The organism is Microbacterium sp. HSID17254 (genome assembly GCF_003989315.1).
In the GTDB taxonomy this organism is placed as follows: Bacteria; Actinomycetota; Actinomycetes; order Actinomycetales; family Microbacteriaceae; genus Microbacterium.
The window spans coordinates 135,517-152,231 of sequence record NZ_RBLT01000007.1; the positions used below are offsets into that span (position 1 = coordinate 135,517).

Consider the following 16,715-nt stretch of genomic DNA (forward strand, 5'->3'; position numbering starts at 1 on the left):
CACCGGCTCCTTCCCGCTTCGCCGCGGGCCAGTCGGAAACCGCTCCGCACGGGACGCACTGGGCCTTCACCGGTCCGCTGCCCGGCCACATGCCGTAGCCGATCGAACGGCTCGATCCGCATCGGCGGCACCGCCACGAGGCACGCTGGTCATCGCTCGGCTCAGCCACGGCTCCCTCCTTCCTGCTTCACCGGCACCCACAGGCCAGCCGAACGCTCGGGCTCGCGGCGGACGAGGAAGTGCGGGCCGAAGTCTGGGTCGTCGGGGTGGCGTCCGATGTACTCCTCGGCCGCATCTCGAGTTCCGGTGCTGAACGCGTAGACGGTGCCGTTCCATCGCCAGCCGACGCCGTAGTCCCATTCCGGTTCCTCCGCTACGACACCAGCCCGCACCTCGGCATCATGAGCAGCCAGCCAGCGACGGAACATGCGCTCACGCTCCGCCTTCCGCTCTGCCGCATCCGGGTCTATCGCCGATCCGCGCGTGGCTGACCAGTGCTCGATGACTTCCTCAGTCGTCGGTGTGTACTCGCTCATCGGTTCTGTTCCTCTCGGTTCTCTCCCGGGGTGGCGGCGCGCTCGGCGTCGCGTATCTCGCGCGGGGTGAGCATCCGGTCGGGGATGCCGTGGGCGTCGATGACGGGATCGTTCCAGGGTGCGTCGTCGTTCTCTTCGGTGCCGACGTAGTCGAGCAGCACGTCGTCCTCGAAGAGGAGTCGATCGACCAGCTTCTCCGCGAAGCGCCCGGCGGCGGGTGTGTTCCGAACGGTCGCCGCCCCGCGAGGTTCGTCGAAGACGCCTTCCAGCGTCTCGTCGTTCCACTCGTCGACCATGTCGGAGCTCGCGACACCGAGCAGGTTCGCCACGCTCTGGATGAGCAGGTCACGCGCGGCGACAGTGCCACGCATCGTGCGCTTCCGGCGCGGGTTGTCGCTCATCGGTTCTCTCCCTGCTCGGTGACGGTGGGACGACCGAACAGATAGTCATCGCCCTCGTCTTCCGCGGTGAAGCGCGGCGCGCCTCCTGTGCGCGATCCGAACGCACGGTTGAGCGCTTCGATCTGTTCTTCGGTGTGGTTCATGGTCGTTGTCCGTTCTGTGGTTGAGTTCTGTCATGCGTGTGAGTCGTGTCGCGGCCGTCGCTGACCCTTGGAGCACATGGTGGGATGGTGCCTTCGGTTGGCTCGGCGGCTGGTGGAACATGGAGACATTCGGCCCCGATCTGCTCGTAGGCATCGCCACCGGCGCCGGCGTCGGCGTCTTCGTCATGCGAGCTGAAAAGCGAATGGCGACGCGTTCGCGCGCGCGGGAGGTATCCGACGCACAGGCGAAGGTCGTCGAGCGCGCTCGCGTACCTCTCCGCCTCGGCATTCGCTTTCTAGGCGACCGGATGCGCCGTCTGCATGTCGATCAGGCGCTCCTCGCCCCCATCCTCGAAGCGGTCAAGGAAGTACCTGCGGGTGCACCCGCTGAGCATGTTCCCGGATATCACTGGGTGCAGCGTTTGTCCGCCACGCTCGAGGAGCTCGAAACGCTCGCGGATGCGCTCGATCAGCGCATCCGCGATCACGATCAAGCCTCCGGTTCAACCGGAATTCTCGCGATCTGGGTGAACATCAACATCGCTGAGTACGCCGAGACCGAGCCAGATCGGCTGTCGTCGTGGCAATGGAAGTGGCACGACTCCGACATCATCTCCCGCGGCTACCGCTCGAAGGTCGAGAAGGATGGCGATCTGGAGGTCTTGATGTTCCAATACGCGAGGGCCCGTCGACTGTTGCTGGCTTATCGCGAAGCGTTCATCCACACCATGGCTTACCTCCAAGATGAGGAGAGCGCCGCCCTGTTGGCGAACGCGCGAGCCCAGGCCTCCGGCCGAATTCGGCGATGGCGTGCGCAGCGATCTGCTCAAGATCGAATCGAGGCCTCGAAGGTCTGGGCCGACGCACAAGCGGTCGAGTTGGTGGCGAACGTCGAGCGCGGCCCGGTCTAGCGGTTCGCTACTTCAAGAAGCACATCGGCGTGGCACGGCTGGTCGAGGGGGCACCAGCACGCGAGGTTCTTCCCGGCGAGCTCGGCGCGGATGAGGTCGGGCTGGAACGTCCCGAACCCGATCGCGGATCGCTCGAAGAGCTCGACGGCGCGGGCGCGGTCGCCGTTGACGACGCGGAAGGGGTTGCCCCACTTCGAGGGTCGGGCGACGACAACGGTGTTGTCCGGCTTCCGGTACCCGCGCCGGCGGGAGAGCTGCACCCGCTCAGGCATGACCGACTCCCTGGATCGGCACCAGAGCGATCCGGTCCGAGTACGGCGGGTTCACGCCCTCCCCGCCCGGGAAAGGGTCGTGGGCGAGCGTCCCGTTGGCGTCCCACACGAGCACGGAGTGGAGCCAGTCGCCGCGTGGCGAGCGGCCGGTCAGGATCACCCGGTCGGGTGCTTCCGCGCCGGGGAGGTAGACCGGTTTCCACGGGGACGGGACATCCCAAGCGCCGATCGCCCACCCGGGCCGCACCTCCCCCACCCATGCAACCGACTCGCGCCACCACGGAGGACCGTGGGTCGCCGTCAGCTCGTCCTCGGTGTCCGGGTAAAGGGCGACGAAGTGGGGCACGACGGCGATCGGAACTTCGAGCAGGGAAGCGAGGCATGCACGCCAGCAGTCGCCGGGCGTAGCGTCCGGGTCGCCCGCTGCCCACGCCTGCGTCGATTCGATACTGAGGTGCTCCTGGTGCTGCTCGCGCAGCGTCACGGTGGGGTCAGGCATCCTGCTTCTCCTTCTTGGCCGCCTTCTCGCGGCGCTTCATGTCGGCTTCGATCGCGGCGAACGCGGGCGCGTACTGCGTCACCCACGTCTCCCACGCGACCTCGTACCCGCAGTCCGGGGTGCCGCAGACGACACGGAGTTCGTCGCCGACGCGCTCCGGCGCCGCGCGCCACAGGTGCGGGTGGGAGCAGTTCGGGCACTGCAGGTAAGGGATGGCTCGGAACTGAGCCTCCGAGTCGGGCCAGCGGCGCAGCGCGACGCCCATCCGCTTGAGGAGGATCACGGCGGACGTCGCCCCTTCGAGGGTGTTCGCCCATGCGTCGACGTCGATCGCGACGGCGTCGTGTGCGAGGCGGATGGCCTCGTCGATGGTCGCCGTCGACGGGATCACCCTGGCGCCGAGAGCGACCATGAGCTCGTCGGCGGCGATCCACGGGTCCGGCATGAGGATCGACTTCTCCATCGAGGTGTCGACGCGCTCCCCGATCGCCTGCGCGGGCTTCTCGATCGACCGGAGGTGGGCGATCAGCCAGGCGAGTCGGCCGAGCGCGTCGACGACGCGCCGGTAGCAGACACCGCAGAGGTAGCCGTGCTGCGCGGAGCGCGGGATGCAGCCCCGGCACGCCTGGTTCTCGCACTCGGCGAAGTGCGCCTCGGGGATGCGCTCCCCTGCGGGCGTCATGCCCCGCCGGCGGCAAGGGAAAGGGCGATCCGCTCGGTGGATCGCCCTCATGAGCTCGTGGTTGGTGATGCAGATGTCGTGCTCGTCAGGCATCGGTGACCTCTCGCTTGAAGGTGAACGTGACCGGGCGGGTGCCGTACCGGTGCCCCATCACGTTGTGGTGTTCCGCGTCGAGTTCGACGTCGACGAGACGTGCCCCCGCAGGGATCTCCGAGATCGCCTGGACGATCGACAGGGCATCATCGTCCCGCGACGAGACGGTGAGGCGCTCTTCGCGCCGGACCGTCACCAGACGCCCCCGCGGTCGTCCTCGTCGTGGATGCCGAACCGCTCGGCCTCCGCCCGCTCGCGCTCTGAGAGCTGCGGCGCGGGCTGATGCCAGGGGTTCTCCTCCTCGCGTAGCGTGTACTCGCCGATGGGCCGCCACGTGTGGCGGATGAGAGGCGGCTTGATCGACAGAGGAAGCTCGCAGCACGGGTCCGCCGCGAGGAGCTGCGGCATATCCTCGATCACGCGCAGGTCCACGGCCTCCGCACGAGGGATGTTGACGACGGTGCGCTTGGGTCCGTAGTCGATGATGATGGTGATGCCGGCATACTCGGTGCTCATGGCGTTCCCTTCGGTTGGATCTCGTCGAGAACCTGGGTCAGGCGCTCGGCGACGTTGTTGGCGCGTTCGATCGCGGCCACGATGTCGTCCGTGACTGGTCGGCGCTCGTCGGCAACGGCCGCAGCCGCGAGGATGCCCCTCGCCACCTCCTCGGCGTCGAGTGTCCACGTGAGCCCCCGGAAGGCGTGCGGGGCGTCATCCCCGTATTCGCCCAGCCGGTCGAGCTCGGCGAGGATGTTCGCGACCGTCAGGCGATTCGATCGGTAGTGGCTCTTGCCGGTGTCGTCGCCGAGCGCAGCCGTCAGCCGCGCTATCTCCCGGTTCTGTTCTCGACTCGCTTCCGAGAACTGTTCCGCTTGGGCCTTGTAGCGCTTCGCCTCCGCAGTGGCGGCGATGTCGGCAAAGCCGGTCTTCGCGAAGATGGTCCCCCACGCGTCGACGAGAATCGACCGGTCCGGGGCGAGGGTTGGCGCCTTCGTCACGATGGTCATGAACCGCCCGCGTGTCGGCGAGGCCATCACACCCCACTTCTCCGGGATGTCGAGGCCGTCGATCAGCGATGCGTCGGAGACGACGAGCCACCACCGGTCGCAGTACCGCATCCAAGCGTCGGCCTTATGCGGATCACGGACCTCCGCGATGACGTCGCTTCGGCTGACCTTGATCTCGTGACCGATGATGGTTCCTCGGTCGCCGGTCGTGATCGGCAGGTAGAGCGCATCTGCACGTCGCAGGCTGTGCGGTGCCTGGATCTCGGTGATGAGGCGACCGCCCGGGGGCTTCGACGGCGGCGGGGAGTAGTGCGCTTCGAGCAGCTCGATCATCTCGCGCGCGCTGCGCTTCACGATGGCACTCACAGCTTTCCTTTCAGGGTCCGAGTGAGACCCTTCGTGTGGGCCGCGGGGAGCTCGATGATCGGCTGCCCTGCGAGGATGGATGCGCCGATCGCCGCCCAGACGGCGTCGGCCTCGTTGTTGTTCGTGACGGCGGCATCAGGCACGCGTCTTTCGGTCGCGAGGAGCACCTCGTCCTTCGACGCGTTGCCCTTCCCCGTGGCGAGCTTCTTCAAGCTCGACGGAGCGAACACCCACGGCGCTTCGTGGTGCTCGGTGAGGTCGTTCACGGTGAGCCACCAGCCGCCGAACATGCGGTCCAGCGCTGATCCCTTCGCGCCGAGGGATGGACCTTCGATCGCCCAGATGTCCCCGTCGGCGGGGTCCGCCCATGAGTCGACCTTGGCGGCGATGCCGTGGACACGGTCGAGGTAGCCCTCGATCGTCCCGTCGTCAGGCTTCGTGGCGATCGTGCACCGATCCCACTCCCCGTCGTTGTAGGCCGCGACACCGCATGCGGTGAGCGACCAGTCGATGCCGATGAAACCGGTCATCCTGATGTCCTTTCGAGAGCAGGGATCGGGAGCATGCCATCGGCGGCCGCCGCGACGGCTCCCGAGCCAGGGAAGAGGTCGTGCAGCTCGTCGGTAGCTGGGTCGTAGCCGAGCATGTCGAGCACCCACCGGGTCCACTCCGGCGGCTTGGCGCCGACGAAGCCGGCGCGCGGGGCGTTCGCCGTGAGGACGTCGCTGACGCGGAGACCTTCACGGCCGCGGCGCTCCTCGGGGACGAACACGATCACCGGCTCCCACCGGTTGATGATCCGTCCGCCCCCGGGAAGCGCCGTCGGCCGGTGCCAGACGGCCGTGTGTGCGCCGATGGGCAGTGGCCGGTAGGCGTCCAGGCCGTCGTGGGTCGTCGCGATCGCGAACCCGTCGAACTCCTCGACGAGGCGCTCGATCAACCGGCGGTGCTCGGTGATGTCGTCCCACACGCCGGCGTCCGGGTGGAAGTCGGCGATGGGAGAGTCGGTGGCGGCTCTCGGGCCGTCCCCGTACCAGCGTCGCGACCGAGACCGCGACGTCACCCGCAGCGGGCCACCGGGCACGTCCCGCCGCTCCGAGAAGAGCGGCGGGTAGGGCGGGTCGGCGATCGCGAGCTTCATGCTGCGATCGCCCCGTTGATGAACTCGGCGACGGCGTGCCCTAGGTCGCGGGCCGACGGCGGCGTGACCGCGTTCCCCGCCTGCTTAACCTTGTCCCGCTTCGACCCGAGCAGGTGGTAGTCACGAGCGAAGCCCATGCCAGCCTGGATCTCGTGCGGTTCGAGCATGCGGAACCCGGCGTCATCGACGTCGAGACTGATCGGCTCCGACGGTTCGAGCACCGACTGGTGTCCGCCCGTGGTGAGCGTGCGCATCACCTCGGAGACCGGCGTGGACATCTCCGCGCCGCCGAGGTTGTTCCGCATGAGCAGCGCGTGCGTCGTCGCGGTGGTCGCCGTCGGGAGAGGCTCGCCCACCGGCCGCGCGCGGTTGCCGTGGTTGTTCGTCATCACGAGTGCGTGATGATTCCCTTCGGCGCTGACCGTGTCGATCGGGTGGGTCGTCGGCTTCGCGACGCCGTGGTTCCGCAGCGGCACGAGCAGCCCAGTCTCGTTGCGCGTCGACTGGGTGCGCAGCGGGTCAGCGGCAGATGCCGCGCTCTTCCCCTCTCGCCCCTCGACTGGCACGAGCAGCGATGCGTGGTTCCCTCCGGCGACGAGCGAAGGCAGCGCCTCCGAGATCGGTCGCGACCGCGAGTCGTCGGCACCCGAGAGGTTGTTGACGATGAGCGCGTGGTTCGCGCCGTCGGCGACGACCGTCGGCAGGGTGCCATCGAGAGTCTGCGTGCGGGTCCGCTCGCGGAACTGCGCGAGGAACGGCGGGAACGCCACCCCGTGCTCCGCTGACGTCGACTGGGTGGGCATCGGGTCGTCGAGCTCGGAGACGCGCAGGTAGTTCCCTGGCTTCCCGGAGACCGAGTCGTAGGTGTTCCCCGCGGCCTTCACGACCAGCGGGGACCAGTACCGCTCGATGCCACGGCGGATGCGTTCCCTGGTCTTCTCGGCGAGCGGCTTCTCCCGGTCGCCGATGCGCGGCGCCGGGATCGACCAGTCGATGATCGACGCCGCCGGCAGCCATCCGGGCTCCACGACCGCGTAGCACTCGGGGCACCGGTAGAGGTACTGCGACCGGTACCGGCCCCACGGCTCCTTCTTCTTGAAGACCTGCACCGCGCGGATGAGGCCGTGCTCGAGGCAGACGGCCTCGGGGCGCGTCCACTTCCCGAGCGCGGGCGCCGGGCGCTTCTTCGACGCGAGATCGGATCGCCAGAACACGACGTACATGCGGTCGCGGGACTGCGGCGCCGGGAGGCCGCCGACCTGCGCGTGCATCGAGTTCAGCCACACGATCTGGTGCCGGTAGCCGAGCAGCTCCATCGCCTGCAGCCAGGCGGGGAACATGACCCACTTCGCCGCGTCGACGACGTTCTCGATGATGATGGCCTTGTAGCGGTGGTGCTCGGCGAACCGGGGCACGTCCCACATCGTCGCGCGGGACCGGTTCGCGGCCTCGTCAACGAGGGGACGGGTGCCGCCGAGCTCGAAGAGCGCCTCGTTAATCGCGCGCTGGCGCTTCACGCCCTTCGCGATCGAGTGATTCGTGCACTCGGGCGACGCCCACAGGATGTCCGTCGTCGGGAAGTAGCGCGGGTCGACCTGGCTGATGTCGGCCTGCGAGTGGTCCGTCTCCGGGTGGTTGACCTGGTGCGACGCGATTGCGAGCTCCCAGTGGTTCGCCGCGTGGACCACTTTGTATCCGGCCTCGACGAGCCCGGAGGACGAGCCGCCCGCGCCGCAGAACAGGTCCGTGACGGTGAGCCCGTTCCAGGGCATCGACGGCTGGACGTACCCCTTGTGCTTCGAGGTCTGGTGCCCGGCGACGAAGGCCTTGGTGAGGGCGAGATCGTTCGCTGCGTCGAGCGTGGTTGCTGACGGTGTCATCGTTCTCCTAGGACGACGAAGCCCCCGCGGTGGCGGGGGCTTCGGTGCGGACGGGGCGCCGGTTCTGGTCGGGGTTTCGTGGGAGGCCTGCGGCGTTCCGGGTACCGGCGACCTGGCGGCGCTCCAGGCCGAGGCGATCGGCGATCTGCCTGTCGGTGAGGCCCTCGTTGAGCAGGGCGCGGAGGGTGTCGCGCGGGATGATCGCGTTCTCGCCCGCGCGGGCGCGGTTGGCGGCCGCGCGGCGGTCGCCGATGCTGGCGCCGGCGCGGGGTCCGCCGCGAGCTCGGCGCGCCTTCCGTTCGGCTTCCGCGAGCTGCGCCGCGCGCTCCTGGTCGGCGGCGATGATGTCGGCCGCGCTGACGCCGGCGTCGACCTGTCTGCGGAAGGCGTAGTCGCCCTGGTAGCGGACGTGGAAGTCGCGGCAGGTGATCGGGGCCGGGCAGTGGCTCCCGCGGCATCCGAGCCGGTAGCCCTCAGACGTGCCGTGCGGGTGGGTGGGGTCGGACAGGATGTCGGCGCTCACGCGCTCCTCCTCGTGGTGGTGTCGCGCCTCCGCTGGAGGAGGTGCTCGGTGTTCGGATGTGGGGGTGGCAGCGGCCGCTCGAGCTCGAGGCGGCGCCGGTACGGCAGGGAGCGCGCGTACCGGCCGCAGCAGTAGTCGAGGAACTCGGCGAACGCGAGGTCGGCATGCATGGTGTCTCCCGATTGGGGCGAGTGGGGCGGCTAGGCGGTGGCTTTCCGGGCGGTGCAGTGCATGCACGTGCCGCCGGGCAGCCACCGATGCTCTCCGGCGCACTCCTCCTGGTGGGAGCCGTACTTCGCCGGGAGCTGAGTGGGCTTCGTCTTCGCGTCGGCCTCCGCCTTCTCGAACCGTTTCCGCGCGGTCCCGCAGGCCCGGCACGGATCGTCGGTGCCCTCGGGATGCTTCGAGCAGAAGGGGGAGAGTGGCGCGCCAGCGCCCTCCCTCTCCCCTGTTCCCCTGTTCCCCTGCTCCCCTGCTCCTGTCCCCCGAGTCTCCGTAGGCTCTACGTAGACACTGGGGAGGAGCGCGAAGGGTTCGAGCAATTCGGCAGGTGGGAGCGGATATTCGCGTCCCTTCGACGGGTTCTTCACCAGTTGGTGCCGCGTCCAGTTCCTCACGTAGAGCAACGGCTTGCCGTCAGCCCGGTACCGGATGATGAGACCGCGGGATTCGAGGCAGGCAGAGTCTTCGGACACTCTCCGGAAGGTCTCCGTAGGGTCTGCTTCGAGGTCCGCGGCGAACAGGTCCGCCGCGATCGACGAGATCTTGTCCGAGCCGACGCCGTTGTCGTCGACGTAGGACCAGAGGCCGATGAACAGCAGGCGGGCGGTGATGGGCAGGGCGGCGATGTCGTCGGAACGCCAGAACTCGGGCTTGATGCTGCGAATCCTCACGACGCCCGCTCTCCGGTCAGCAGCGCCCAGAGCTCGTCGCTCATCTTGTTCTCGATCTTGAGCTGCACCTTGTAGGTCGACTCCGGTCGAGGTTCCGGCGCCGGGAACACCTGGACGCGCTGAGGAGCGACCTCGCGGCCCCACCCGTCGGCAGTGCGAGTGATCTCGACGCGGTAGCACCCGGGCTCCCACGCTACGATCACGTCGAACCGCGCCTCGTTCGATGAGACCTGCATCATCCTGGTGTGAGGCAACACCGTGCGGTACTGGTGGCGCGCCACGCTCTTCGCCTTGTTACGACGCCCGCGGACCTTCATCCGTGGGAACTGCACCGGGGTGCGGGGTTTCTGAGCCATCACGGCTCCCTTCCTGTGTTCATAGGTCGGCGGCCGCCTCGTCGACGATGACCGACCAGGGGCGGTGGAGCTGCCCGAGCCGATCCGTCGTCTCGAACGCGCTGACGATGGACGCGGTGACCTGCATCGCCTCCGACAGCGATGCCCACCCGTTGTCCGCCCAGACGGTGATGCCCTGGGAGACGACGTGTGCGCGCCACCGCATTTCGCCGCGCGTGGGCATCGGCTTGACGTAGCCGCGAGCCATCACGGCTCCTCTCTCAGTCGTCGTCGCACCGGCACGGCTTCACCAGCCAGCAGATGCCGCAGACGACCTCTTTCGGTCCGAGGGTGGTGGGGTCGGGCTTCGGGACGCAGCCGACGTGACGGAACCTGCCGTCCTCGTCGCGCTCGATCTCGTCACCCTCGTGGATGCGGTAGCCGCAGTCGGCAGCGCAGACACCGTTGTACTGAGCGGTGAACGACATCAGTGCGGTCCGATCTGTCGGGTGATCTCGAGCACGACCTTGGGATCGCGCACCGCGAGGTCGCGAAGGCCGAGGGCCCCCGTGTACGGGATCGGCTCGACGAGCGGCCTGGGGTTCGCGAGGACGAGGTGGTACGCATTCAACGGTTCGGCCCACGATGAGCATCCGGTCCAGGTCGATTCGTCCTCCGGGCGCACCGGGTTGAGGCAATTCGCCCAATGGTGCACGCCGACGAGGTCGACGACGCCGATGATCGCCCCCGGGAGGCTCCACTGCTTGCGAGGGTCCGGCTCGTCGAAGTCCCAGAGGTAGCCGCCGGGGAAGACTTCGGCTCCGGCGGAGGCCGCCGCTCGGTCCTGCGCTTCTCTGAGCGTCCGGGAGCGCTCGTGAGACCCCTTGTCGTACGTCAGGCCGGCGTGGATGGCGACGGGGCCGCGGTAGCCGCCGGTTATGTTCCGGGGGCGGTTCTCGACGTCCTTGCCGCCGTGGACGATCGCCCATGCCCACGGCTGGCGAACGGTGAGGATTCGCATCACGAGTCCTTCCTGTTGCGGCGGTCAGCGAGGCTGGCGATCCCCGCGAGGTTCTGCGGTGGTGGTTCGGGGACGGTGGTCCCACGGGTGTAGTAGCGGTCTGCCCATGCGTAGAGCTCGTCGATGTTCCCGACGAAGTGTCGGCGGAGGCGCCCGCCGCTGTTCGGCTTCGGCTCAGGTGACCCGTTGTCTTCCCACGCCTGTCTCGCGGCGCGGAGGATCGCGTTCGCCTGCGCCTGGTGGCGCTGGTCCTTGCACGCGCCGACCGGAGTGCGTTCGCCGGTCATCGGGTTCACGAGCATCGTCCGCATCCGTGGTTCGCGGGCACACGGCGCACCCGCCGGGCGGAGCATCGTGCCGAGGCACTTCGCCTGGACCTTCATGTCGGGGCGGTACTTCGGGATGTCGTCGTACAGCAATCGACGCAGCCCCGGGGTGAGCTCCTCGACCGTGCCCGTGCGCCCCATGAGCCGAAGCGCCCGGTAGTGCCAACTCTCTCGACGGAACTCCTTCACGGCCTGCCGGTCAGGAGCCGTCTCCCAGAGGTGGATGCCGGCGAGCGCGAACAGCCTCAGCGGTTCCGGGAGATCCGGATCGCTAAACACGGCCTCGCGCAACTCCTTCGCCTGCAGGGTGCGTTTGATGTCGACCATGTGGGGATGCCCTTCTCCGGGCATCCCCGGGTGGTCATGCGGCCGGCGTGAGGGTGCCGTCCGGGTTTCTGATGACGCGGCGCCCGTCCCAGAGGGTCATCGGGGTCGTTGCGGGGTTCTGCGTCTGTCGGATGCGGAAGCCGCGCTCGGCCGCTTCGACCGGGTGGGACTCGATGTAGCCGTGGCACCCGGTGGTGCCGGTGCCGTGCACGAGGGTGCCGTTCTGCGGCTGGCCGGTGTCGGCGAGCCGGGAGCCGCCCATGCCGCGAGCGCGGACGTGCTGGATGCTGTACTCGCCGGGCGCGATGCGAACTGGGCCGCCGCACCACTGGCACCGCGGGGTGCCGTGCTCGTCGCTGTCGCGGCCGATGATGATCCAGCGGACCCTCGGTGTGAATGCGCTGCTCACGTCGGCGCGTGGAGGCGCGCGACGAGCGCGGCGTCCCATGCCTCCCGCCAGGTGTCGTAGCCGGCCCACGCGGTGCCTCGGTAGGTCGCCGCGTGGTCCCGGGAGGCGTCCACGTACCAGTACCCGTCGGGGCCGCGCCGCACGAACGGGTTCACGCGTCTCCTCCGAACCGGATCAGCTCGGCGAGGTGCTGGCCCTCGTTGTACCGCAGCGGCCGCTTCCCCTTCTCGATCGAGTAGACGGTGCTCTGCGCCCAGTTGACGCCGCGCTCCGACATCGCGGCGGCGAGGCCCGCCTGGGAGAGCTCTGCGCGCTCGCGCGCCGCGGTCACCGCGGACCCGATCTCCACGTCGCTCTGCGGGAGGCCGACACGCGGCCGCGCGGGCGCCGCCGGCACCTGGGGCGTCGCGAGGATGCCGAGGTTCCTGATCGCACGCGAGATCGCCGATGTCTCGGCGACCTCCTGCGCGAACTGGCGGGTGACCTCGTCGGGGTCGTTCTCCCCGCGGGTGGCGTGTGCGACGGCGTCGGGCTGCTCCGACGAGGCGTCCTTCCGCACGTAGGCGCGGACGGTGTGAACCATGTACGGGACGCCCTCTGCGGTGCGCAGCTCCCGCGATTCCACCTCGGGGAGGATGCTGCCGTTCGGGTGCTTCTCCCAGAACGCCTCGATGCGCTGTGCCGCGCTGGTGAAGTCGTCGACGTTCTCCGACTTCGGCGGCCGCTGCAGTCGCGACCGGCGGGTGTCCTCGGGCATGTCGATGTCGTCGGCGGTGGTGGTCATGCTGTCGATCCTTCGAACTCGTCGATGTACTGGTTCACGTTCCACACCGGCGCCCGGAGGATGCCGATCGGACCGCCGCCGCGGGTCTTGTACCCCGGCCACTCCCCCGTCTCGATGCCCCGCGCGTACCGGATGCGTGCTTCCATGGCCCGCCGGCGGGCCATGAGGATCTCGTCGTCGCCGAGCCGGAAGACGCCCGTGAGGTACGGCGCCGCGGTCTCGACCACGATGAACAGGTACGGGAGCGTGTCGCCGGTGATGAGGTTGTAGAGCCACTCGTAGTGCCCGAACTGGACGTCATAGCCGAGCCGAAACGCGTCCTTCTCGAAGACCTCCTCCGACGCGTCGCCGGACGTCGTCTTGAGGTCCGCGATGCGGCGTCCGAGCCAGTCGAGCCGGCCGCGCATCGGCAACCCGGTCTCCGGGTCGTCCGCGAACATGGAGACCTCGGGGTCGCCGGTCTCGAGCAGCTTCCGCACTGTTGGATCGGCGAGGACCGATTCCGCCATCCGCTGCACCTGGGCACCCTTCTCCCGCTTCACGGGGATCAGGCCCTTGGCACGCGCGTCGGCCTCGAACGCCTTGGCCGCCTTCGTGCCGAGCGCGCCGACCTTCGACAGGACGGTGGTGAGCTCTTCACCCTCGAACTCGAACGTTTCCTCGCCGGCGCCGTCGGGGTAGATCGCGATCTGCGCGCCTACGCCGAGCACCCGCGAGTGCACCGCAGACCCGAGGTCGAACTCGGGTTTGGGCTCGTGCGGCTGGCTGATGTAGTGCTGGAAGTGCGCCGGCGACCGGAGCAGTTTCTTCGCGCCCGTGGAGCTGAGCCCGGGGAGCGCGTGATAGACCGTCTCGTCGAGACCGTGGACGAGACCTGCGTAGTTCGAGCCACTCAAGCCTCTTCTCCGTTCTGTCGGTACATGGGCCACCCCACGAGGGAGTTGAGCCAGTCGATGTCGTCGGGGAGCCAGGGGAACCGGCTCGCCTTCCACTCCCCCGCTTCGTTGTCGCGGTACTCGATCACGGGCTCGTCTCCTCGGTGGTGGTGGTGGATGGGAGCCGGTTGAGGGTCTCCGTGAATGCGTCCGCGGTGATCCCGGACAGGAAGGCGTAGACCTTGATCCGCAGCTCGAATCCGTTGAGCGGCTGATCGATGATCCGGTAGACCTCGTCGGTGACGACGGAGCGGTCGTCGCGCACGGCGCGCAGCTCGGCGGTGGTGAGCTTGGTGAGGTCGGTCTTCACGGCATCCCCGCCATCACGTAGTAGGCACCGCCGGCGGCGATGATGAGGCAGACGGCGTCCGCGGCGAGGTTGGCGATCAGGTTCGCCTTCGTCATCCGCGGCCGGCGCATGGGCAGGGGCATGCTGCCGGTCCGCGGAGCAGGGACGGGCGGAGGGAACTCCATGGCGTCGCCGGTCACCGCTGCTCTCCGCGGCGACTCGGGATCTCATGGGCGTTCACGACGGAGTCAGTCGAACGCGAGCCATCGAGGACGATCGCGTGTCCGCTCTTCTGCGGAGGTCGCTTCCGAAAGACGCTACGCACCAATGCGTTGAGCAGCATGACGACGAGGACGAAGCAGGCGACGGCGACGAGCGCGGCGAGCGCCCAGATCATGAGGTCGAGAGGGGTCATTGGTCTTCCCAGAAGATGCGGGCGCCCTCGGGCGCGATGATGGTGGCGGCGCAGGCGAGGGTGTAGGTCGTCGCGCCGTCGTTGTGGTCGATTCGGGTGATGCGCTCGGCACGCTGGAAGGTCGTGCCGCTGCTGTCGTGGAGCACTGACCGCAGCCGGTCGCCGACGGCCGGCTGCGGTCGGCTGTGTTCGCCTACCCACCCGCTGCGCGCGCGGCTCACGAGTCGTCGCCCTGCATGTGGGCGGTGACCCGGGCGTGCGCCTTGAGCGGTTCGGTCGCGAGGTCGACGCGTTCCGCGCCGCCCAAGCGGACGCCGGTGCCGCGGATCACGCCGATGTGCTTCTTCATCTGCGACACCCGCTTGTGGACGCTGTAGAACGCGATCATGGGCCAGTCGTTCACCATGCGGCGGTGCAGGTAGACGTGCTCGAGTTCGGCGGGCGTCTGCGGGCCGAGCTCTTCGAGCAGGTCGACGATCGCGTGCATGACCTTCTCGGTGTTGGTGCCGGAGAGGCTGATCGCCGCGATGTGGGAGACGTCGGGGTCTCCGGTGTGCGCGAGGGCGTTGGTCTTCATCGTCCTGTTCCTTCCTCGCGGCGGGTTCCTGTCCCGCCGCAGTCGAGGCAGTCGGCCTCTTCGTCCGGGTCTTTCGAGATGGAGTGGAAGCCCCACCCTCGGCAGGTGGGGCACGCGTCGCGGACGCGTGGGTTCCAGCGATCGCTCATGCTCGGTCCAGGGCTTCGAGGATCGCGGCGGTGGTGCGGCGCCTGCATTCGATGACGGTGGCGGGGTCCGACCCGTCGAATGGGAAGTGGCGGGCGGCGATGTCCTGCGCCATGGCCGTGCGGCGTCGGGCGCGCGCCTCTCGACGGGTACGCGTGATGTTGTCGGGGTGTCGCGGGCTGGTGCAGCGTCGCTGCGGTCCGCATTTTCCGAGTCGGAGGCAGTACGAGCAGAAGGTCACGGTGTCTCCTTGGGTCGGGGGTTCTGCTCCCACAGGTCTTCGGTGGCCCACAGGATCGTGCGGACGAGCGTCATGCCGTCCTCGGTCGCGGCGGCCGCGATGATGACGCGGCCTCTGACCCAGAGCCACGATTCGTGGATGGGTGAGAAGAGGATGCGTTCGGGGAAGCGGAGCGCGTCGCTCACCTCGATCGGGTCGAGGCGTGCCTGCTGCCTCATCAGGTGCAGCCGGCCGGTGGCGTGGTGCGACATCACCAGACGCTCCGCGTTGATCTCCGGGTGCCCCTCACGCGAGACAGCGCTCCGGAGGGGATTGGACTTCGAGCGCTCCCGCGGCATGCCGTAGCGACGCTGCACGGCCTCGAGCATCTTCATGCCCTTCCCCGGCGTGAGGCCGGGCCGCACGACGAATGTGCCGCCGTCGGGGAAGCGGTAGCTGACACCGTCCGAGTTCTTCGCGATGCGCGTCGCGCCGAGCGCCCGGAACTCGCGGTCGAGGCACTTCGCGGGCTGCCGCAGCATGTCGCTACGCATCGGCGTCCCCGTCGCTGACGCACCACGCGCGCCCGAGCTCGTTGCCCCGGACGACGGAGCCGACGGGGCGTTCGAGCAGCACGCGCCCGTTCTCGTACAGCCTCACCTTCGGCTTTCCGCTGCGGGTCTTGCTGACCTTCCATGTGCGCATGAGCGCTCCTTTCGGCTGAGCGAGCCCGGGCGGTTTCACCTCGCCCGGGCTCGCTGTTCCTTCGGTTGCGAGTCGTCCCGCGTGCCCGCCGTGGACTGGCCCACGGTGTACTGCCTGGTTCGGGCGCCGGCGATATCTCGTCGCCGGTCGAAAATCAGTGGGCTTCCCTTCGATGAGTCACCCGCGGTTGTTCAGCACTGGTGTGCGTCACGTTCGCTACGGGGCCACGGCGCGACATAGCGCCATCCCCGTTCGAGCGCGCCTTCTCGGCTTGACCTTCGGCGCGCTGTCTCCCCCGCACAGTCGTCCTCCGTGTCGTCTCGGGCCTGCCACGGCCCGCCGACGCGGGTGCATGAGGGGTCGCAGCATCGTGGCTTCGACTGGCCCCTCGTATCCCTGTGCGGGATTGGTCGCTGTGGAATTGAGATGGAACGCGTGCGGAACCCCTCGCGGAGAGCGCACTGAGTACCGGCCCTGTCGCATGCGGCAGGGAACGCGGCGGCCCGGTTTAGCGACGCGGGCGGTCGGTGATGCCGTCGAGACGGTCGAGACGCGAGAGGTCTCGGTGCGGGTCACGGATGCGGGACCGGCAGCAGGCGATGAGGAGGGCGGTCCAGAGGAAGATCGCGGTGGGGAGCCAGAACCACAACGGCAGCGAGTCGTGCATCACTTCTCCCGCTCTCGCTCCGGAAGGCCGTCGACGTACCGGTCGAGCTCGCCCTTGGTGAACATCACCCTCTTCCCGTCTCCCACCGGGATCAGCTCCCCCTTCGCGCGGAGGTCGTCGATCTCGCGGAGCGACTTCGAGAGGTAGTAGGCCGAGAGCTCGCGGGTGAAGAGCGCGGGCGGAAACTCGATCCTCTGGACCACGCCGGCAC

Annotated in this window: 35 protein-coding genes; 1 reads left to right on the plus strand and 34 read right to left on the minus strand. The window is 68.7% G+C overall.

Annotated elements, in window-relative coordinates; genetic code table 11:
* Positions 1-161 precede the first annotated feature (161 nt).
* Genes D8M34_RS06010 through D8M34_RS18785 form a run of 3 tightly spaced genes read right to left on the minus strand, consistent with a single transcriptional unit; the run spans position 162 to position 1,080 of the window.
* A complete protein-coding gene (locus D8M34_RS06010) occupies positions 162-536 on the minus strand; it encodes a hypothetical protein (protein WP_126893430.1) in 375 nt (124 codons plus the stop codon).
* Positions 533-937: a hypothetical protein gene (locus D8M34_RS06015; protein WP_126893431.1), complete on the minus strand. Its 405-nt coding sequence runs from the start codon at positions 935-937 to the stop codon at positions 533-535. The genes D8M34_RS06010 and D8M34_RS06015 overlap by 4 nt, the downstream gene beginning before the upstream one ends.
* Positions 934-1,080 carry a hypothetical protein gene (locus D8M34_RS18785; RefSeq protein WP_153244983.1) on the minus strand — a complete coding sequence of 49 codons (147 nt, stop codon included), beginning with the start codon at positions 1,078-1,080 and terminating at the stop codon, positions 934-936. Before D8M34_RS18785 ends, D8M34_RS06015 begins: the two co-directional genes overlap by 4 nt.
* A 32-nt stretch (positions 1,081-1,112) precedes the next feature.
* On the opposite strand from D8M34_RS18785, the gene D8M34_RS06020 reads away from it, so the two are divergent.
* On the plus strand, positions 1,113-1,991 hold the full coding sequence (locus D8M34_RS06020) for a hypothetical protein (RefSeq protein ID WP_126893432.1): 879 nt from the start codon (positions 1,113-1,115) through the stop codon (positions 1,989-1,991).
* Here D8M34_RS06020 and D8M34_RS06025 read toward each other — a convergent pair.
* The 31 genes from D8M34_RS06025 to D8M34_RS06145 all read right to left on the minus strand — a co-directional run bounded on the left by D8M34_RS06025 (position 1,988) and on the right by D8M34_RS06145 (position 16,707).
* Complete coding sequence (locus D8M34_RS06025; protein WP_126893433.1) at positions 1,988-2,263, minus strand: DUF4326 domain-containing protein; 276 nt, start codon at positions 2,261-2,263, stop codon at positions 1,988-1,990. The two genes, D8M34_RS06020 and D8M34_RS06025, sit on opposite strands and share 4 nt — an antisense overlap.
* Entirely contained in the window at positions 2,256-2,762 is a 507-nt protein-coding gene (locus D8M34_RS06030) for a hypothetical protein (RefSeq protein WP_126893434.1), read from the minus strand. The genes D8M34_RS06025 and D8M34_RS06030 overlap by 8 nt, the downstream gene beginning before the upstream one ends.
* Positions 2,755-3,537, minus strand: a complete 783-nt coding sequence (locus tag D8M34_RS06035; RefSeq protein ID WP_126893435.1) for a hypothetical protein — start codon at positions 3,535-3,537, stop codon at positions 2,755-2,757. Before D8M34_RS06035 ends, D8M34_RS06030 begins: the two co-directional genes overlap by 8 nt.
* On the minus strand, positions 3,530-3,733 hold the full coding sequence (locus D8M34_RS06040; protein WP_126893436.1) for a hypothetical protein: 204 nt from the start codon (positions 3,731-3,733) through the stop codon (positions 3,530-3,532). The genes D8M34_RS06035 and D8M34_RS06040 overlap by 8 nt, the downstream gene beginning before the upstream one ends.
* The gene (locus tag D8M34_RS06045) at positions 3,730-4,053 is read right to left on the minus strand and encodes a hypothetical protein (RefSeq protein WP_126893437.1); all 324 of its coding nucleotides are present in this window, start codon (positions 4,051-4,053) and stop codon (positions 3,730-3,732) included. Before D8M34_RS06045 ends, D8M34_RS06040 begins: the two co-directional genes overlap by 4 nt.
* On the minus strand, positions 4,050-4,910 hold the full coding sequence (locus tag D8M34_RS06050) for a hypothetical protein (protein WP_126893438.1): 861 nt from the start codon (positions 4,908-4,910) through the stop codon (positions 4,050-4,052). Before D8M34_RS06050 ends, D8M34_RS06045 begins: the two co-directional genes overlap by 4 nt.
* Positions 4,907-5,440 carry a hypothetical protein gene (locus D8M34_RS06055; RefSeq protein ID WP_126893439.1) on the minus strand — a complete coding sequence of 178 codons (534 nt, stop codon included), beginning with the start codon at positions 5,438-5,440 and terminating at the stop codon, positions 4,907-4,909. Before D8M34_RS06055 ends, D8M34_RS06050 begins: the two co-directional genes overlap by 4 nt.
* Positions 5,437-6,051, minus strand: coding sequence for a hypothetical protein (locus tag D8M34_RS06060; protein ID WP_126893440.1), 615 nt, complete (start codon positions 6,049-6,051; stop codon positions 5,437-5,439). Before D8M34_RS06060 ends, D8M34_RS06055 begins: the two co-directional genes overlap by 4 nt.
* Positions 6,048-7,931 (minus strand): DNA cytosine methyltransferase, encoded by a 1,884-nt coding sequence (locus tag D8M34_RS06065; protein WP_238695605.1) that lies wholly within the window; start codon positions 7,929-7,931, stop codon positions 6,048-6,050. Before D8M34_RS06065 ends, D8M34_RS06060 begins: the two co-directional genes overlap by 4 nt.
* Positions 7,932-7,938: 7 nt before the next feature.
* A complete protein-coding gene (locus D8M34_RS06070) occupies positions 7,939-8,454 on the minus strand; it encodes a hypothetical protein (RefSeq protein WP_126893441.1) in 516 nt (171 codons plus the stop codon).
* Positions 8,451-8,624 carry a hypothetical protein gene (locus D8M34_RS18790; RefSeq protein ID WP_153244984.1) on the minus strand — a complete coding sequence of 58 codons (174 nt, stop codon included), beginning with the start codon at positions 8,622-8,624 and terminating at the stop codon, positions 8,451-8,453. The genes D8M34_RS06070 and D8M34_RS18790 overlap by 4 nt, the downstream gene beginning before the upstream one ends.
* Positions 8,625-8,654: 30 nt before the next feature.
* A complete protein-coding gene (locus D8M34_RS06075) occupies positions 8,655-9,347 on the minus strand; it encodes a hypothetical protein (RefSeq protein WP_126893442.1) in 693 nt (230 codons plus the stop codon).
* Positions 9,344-9,703, minus strand: a complete 360-nt coding sequence (locus tag D8M34_RS06080; RefSeq protein WP_126893443.1) for a hypothetical protein — start codon at positions 9,701-9,703, stop codon at positions 9,344-9,346. Before D8M34_RS06080 ends, D8M34_RS06075 begins: the two co-directional genes overlap by 4 nt.
* Before the next feature lie 19 nt (positions 9,704-9,722).
* Positions 9,723-9,950 carry a hypothetical protein gene (locus D8M34_RS06085; protein ID WP_126893444.1) on the minus strand — a complete coding sequence of 76 codons (228 nt, stop codon included), beginning with the start codon at positions 9,948-9,950 and terminating at the stop codon, positions 9,723-9,725.
* 13 nt (positions 9,951-9,963) lie between these two features.
* Entirely contained in the window at positions 9,964-10,170 is a 207-nt protein-coding gene (locus tag D8M34_RS06090; RefSeq protein WP_126893445.1) for a hypothetical protein, read from the minus strand.
* On the minus strand, positions 10,170-10,703 hold the full coding sequence (locus tag D8M34_RS19190; protein ID WP_126893446.1) for a hypothetical protein: 534 nt from the start codon (positions 10,701-10,703) through the stop codon (positions 10,170-10,172). Before D8M34_RS19190 ends, D8M34_RS06090 begins: the two co-directional genes overlap by 1 nt.
* Positions 10,703-11,356: a hypothetical protein gene (locus D8M34_RS06100; RefSeq protein WP_126893447.1), complete on the minus strand. Its 654-nt coding sequence runs from the start codon at positions 11,354-11,356 to the stop codon at positions 10,703-10,705. Before D8M34_RS06100 ends, D8M34_RS19190 begins: the two co-directional genes overlap by 1 nt.
* Before the next feature lie 34 nt (positions 11,357-11,390).
* Positions 11,391-11,765, minus strand: coding sequence for a hypothetical protein (locus tag D8M34_RS06105; RefSeq protein WP_126893448.1), 375 nt, complete (start codon positions 11,763-11,765; stop codon positions 11,391-11,393).
* Complete coding sequence (locus D8M34_RS18795; protein WP_153244985.1) at positions 11,762-11,920, minus strand: hypothetical protein; 159 nt, start codon at positions 11,918-11,920, stop codon at positions 11,762-11,764. The genes D8M34_RS06105 and D8M34_RS18795 overlap by 4 nt, the downstream gene beginning before the upstream one ends.
* Positions 11,917-12,549, minus strand: coding sequence for a helix-turn-helix domain-containing protein (locus tag D8M34_RS06110; protein ID WP_126893449.1), 633 nt, complete (start codon positions 12,547-12,549; stop codon positions 11,917-11,919). The genes D8M34_RS18795 and D8M34_RS06110 overlap by 4 nt, the downstream gene beginning before the upstream one ends.
* Entirely contained in the window at positions 12,546-13,445 is a 900-nt protein-coding gene (locus D8M34_RS06115) for a PD-(D/E)XK nuclease-like domain-containing protein (protein ID WP_161973038.1), read from the minus strand. Before D8M34_RS06115 ends, D8M34_RS06110 begins: the two co-directional genes overlap by 4 nt.
* On the minus strand, positions 13,442-13,573 hold the full coding sequence (locus D8M34_RS19740; RefSeq protein ID WP_274543249.1) for a hypothetical protein: 132 nt from the start codon (positions 13,571-13,573) through the stop codon (positions 13,442-13,444). The genes D8M34_RS06115 and D8M34_RS19740 overlap by 4 nt, the downstream gene beginning before the upstream one ends.
* On the minus strand, positions 13,570-13,794 hold the full coding sequence (locus D8M34_RS18950) for a hypothetical protein (RefSeq protein WP_161973039.1): 225 nt from the start codon (positions 13,792-13,794) through the stop codon (positions 13,570-13,572). The genes D8M34_RS19740 and D8M34_RS18950 overlap by 4 nt, the downstream gene beginning before the upstream one ends.
* Positions 13,791-13,973 carry a hypothetical protein gene (locus D8M34_RS06120; protein ID WP_126893451.1) on the minus strand — a complete coding sequence of 61 codons (183 nt, stop codon included), beginning with the start codon at positions 13,971-13,973 and terminating at the stop codon, positions 13,791-13,793. The genes D8M34_RS18950 and D8M34_RS06120 overlap by 4 nt, the downstream gene beginning before the upstream one ends.
* Complete coding sequence (locus D8M34_RS06125; protein WP_126893452.1) at positions 13,970-14,188, minus strand: hypothetical protein; 219 nt, start codon at positions 14,186-14,188, stop codon at positions 13,970-13,972. The genes D8M34_RS06120 and D8M34_RS06125 overlap by 4 nt, the downstream gene beginning before the upstream one ends.
* Positions 14,185-14,409, minus strand: coding sequence for a hypothetical protein (locus D8M34_RS06130; RefSeq protein ID WP_126893453.1), 225 nt, complete (start codon positions 14,407-14,409; stop codon positions 14,185-14,187). The genes D8M34_RS06125 and D8M34_RS06130 overlap by 4 nt, the downstream gene beginning before the upstream one ends.
* A complete protein-coding gene (locus D8M34_RS06135) occupies positions 14,406-14,765 on the minus strand; it encodes a hypothetical protein (RefSeq protein WP_126893454.1) in 360 nt (119 codons plus the stop codon). The genes D8M34_RS06130 and D8M34_RS06135 overlap by 4 nt, the downstream gene beginning before the upstream one ends.
* A gap of 384 nt (positions 14,766-15,149) precedes the next feature.
* Positions 15,150-15,674, minus strand: coding sequence for a hypothetical protein (locus D8M34_RS06140; RefSeq protein ID WP_126893455.1), 525 nt, complete (start codon positions 15,672-15,674; stop codon positions 15,150-15,152).
* A gap of 4 nt (positions 15,675-15,678) precedes the next feature.
* Positions 15,679-15,837, minus strand: coding sequence for a hypothetical protein (locus D8M34_RS18800; RefSeq protein ID WP_153244986.1), 159 nt, complete (start codon positions 15,835-15,837; stop codon positions 15,679-15,681).
* A gap of 508 nt (positions 15,838-16,345) precedes the next feature.
* Positions 16,346-16,504 carry a hypothetical protein gene (locus D8M34_RS18805; protein WP_153244987.1) on the minus strand — a complete coding sequence of 53 codons (159 nt, stop codon included), beginning with the start codon at positions 16,502-16,504 and terminating at the stop codon, positions 16,346-16,348.
* Positions 16,504-16,707, minus strand: a complete 204-nt coding sequence (locus D8M34_RS06145; protein WP_126893456.1) for a DNA-binding protein — start codon at positions 16,705-16,707, stop codon at positions 16,504-16,506. The genes D8M34_RS18805 and D8M34_RS06145 overlap by 1 nt, the downstream gene beginning before the upstream one ends.
* Between the last annotated feature and the right edge of the window lie 8 nt (positions 16,708-16,715).

What these genes read in the sequence shown, in the direction of transcription:
- D8M34_RS06080 (WP_126893443.1), bottom strand. Translation starts at nt 9,703, where the DNA reads ATGGCTCAGAAACCCCGCACCCCGGTGCAGTTCCCACGGATGAAGGTC.
- D8M34_RS06065 (WP_238695605.1), bottom strand. Translation starts at nt 7,931, where the DNA reads ATGACACCGTCAGCAACCACGCTCGACGCAGCGAACGATCTCGCCCTC.
- D8M34_RS18785 (WP_153244983.1), bottom strand. Translation starts at nt 1,080, where the DNA reads ATGAACCACACCGAAGAACAGATCGAAGCGCTCAACCGTGCGTTCGGA.
- D8M34_RS18800 (WP_153244986.1), bottom strand. Translation starts at nt 15,837, where the DNA reads ATGCGCACATGGAAGGTCAGCAAGACCCGCAGCGGAAAGCCGAAGGTG.
- D8M34_RS06025 (WP_126893433.1), bottom strand. Translation starts at nt 2,263, where the DNA reads ATGCCTGAGCGGGTGCAGCTCTCCCGCCGGCGCGGGTACCGGAAGCCG.
- D8M34_RS19190 (WP_126893446.1), bottom strand. Translation starts at nt 10,703, where the DNA reads ATGCGAATCCTCACCGTTCGCCAGCCGTGGGCATGGGCGATCGTCCAC.
- D8M34_RS06015 (WP_126893431.1), bottom strand. Translation starts at nt 937, where the DNA reads ATGAGCGACAACCCGCGCCGGAAGCGCACGATGCGTGGCACTGTCGCC.
- D8M34_RS06045 (WP_126893437.1), bottom strand. Translation starts at nt 4,053, where the DNA reads ATGAGCACCGAGTATGCCGGCATCACCATCATCATCGACTACGGACCC.
- D8M34_RS06085 (WP_126893444.1), bottom strand. Translation starts at nt 9,950, where the DNA reads ATGGCTCGCGGCTACGTCAAGCCGATGCCCACGCGCGGCGAAATGCGG.
- D8M34_RS06010 (WP_126893430.1), bottom strand. Translation starts at nt 536, where the DNA reads ATGAGCGAGTACACACCGACGACTGAGGAAGTCATCGAGCACTGGTCA.
- D8M34_RS18805 (WP_153244987.1), bottom strand. Translation starts at nt 16,504, where the DNA reads ATGCACGACTCGCTGCCGTTGTGGTTCTGGCTCCCCACCGCGATCTTC.
- D8M34_RS06030 (WP_126893434.1), bottom strand. Translation starts at nt 2,762, where the DNA reads ATGCCTGACCCCACCGTGACGCTGCGCGAGCAGCACCAGGAGCACCTC.
- D8M34_RS06135 (WP_126893454.1), bottom strand. Translation starts at nt 14,765, where the DNA reads ATGAAGACCAACGCCCTCGCGCACACCGGAGACCCCGACGTCTCCCAC.
- D8M34_RS06090 (WP_126893445.1), bottom strand. Translation starts at nt 10,170, where the DNA reads ATGTCGTTCACCGCTCAGTACAACGGTGTCTGCGCTGCCGACTGCGGC.
- D8M34_RS18790 (WP_153244984.1), bottom strand. Translation starts at nt 8,624, where the DNA reads ATGCATGCCGACCTCGCGTTCGCCGAGTTCCTCGACTACTGCTGCGGC.
- D8M34_RS06100 (WP_126893447.1), bottom strand. Translation starts at nt 11,356, where the DNA reads ATGGTCGACATCAAACGCACCCTGCAGGCGAAGGAGTTGCGCGAGGCC.
- D8M34_RS06055 (WP_126893439.1), bottom strand. Translation starts at nt 5,440, where the DNA reads ATGACCGGTTTCATCGGCATCGACTGGTCGCTCACCGCATGCGGTGTC.
- D8M34_RS06060 (WP_126893440.1), bottom strand. Translation starts at nt 6,051, where the DNA reads ATGAAGCTCGCGATCGCCGACCCGCCCTACCCGCCGCTCTTCTCGGAG.
- D8M34_RS06110 (WP_126893449.1), bottom strand. Translation starts at nt 12,549, where the DNA reads ATGACCACCACCGCCGACGACATCGACATGCCCGAGGACACCCGCCGG.
- D8M34_RS06125 (WP_126893452.1), bottom strand. Translation starts at nt 14,188, where the DNA reads ATGACCCCTCTCGACCTCATGATCTGGGCGCTCGCCGCGCTCGTCGCC.
- D8M34_RS06020 (WP_126893432.1), top strand. Translation starts at nt 1,113, where the DNA reads ATGCGTGTGAGTCGTGTCGCGGCCGTCGCTGACCCTTGGAGCACATGG.
- D8M34_RS06035 (WP_126893435.1), bottom strand. Translation starts at nt 3,537, where the DNA reads ATGCCTGACGAGCACGACATCTGCATCACCAACCACGAGCTCATGAGG.
- D8M34_RS06140 (WP_126893455.1), bottom strand. Translation starts at nt 15,674, where the DNA reads ATGCTGCGGCAGCCCGCGAAGTGCCTCGACCGCGAGTTCCGGGCGCTC.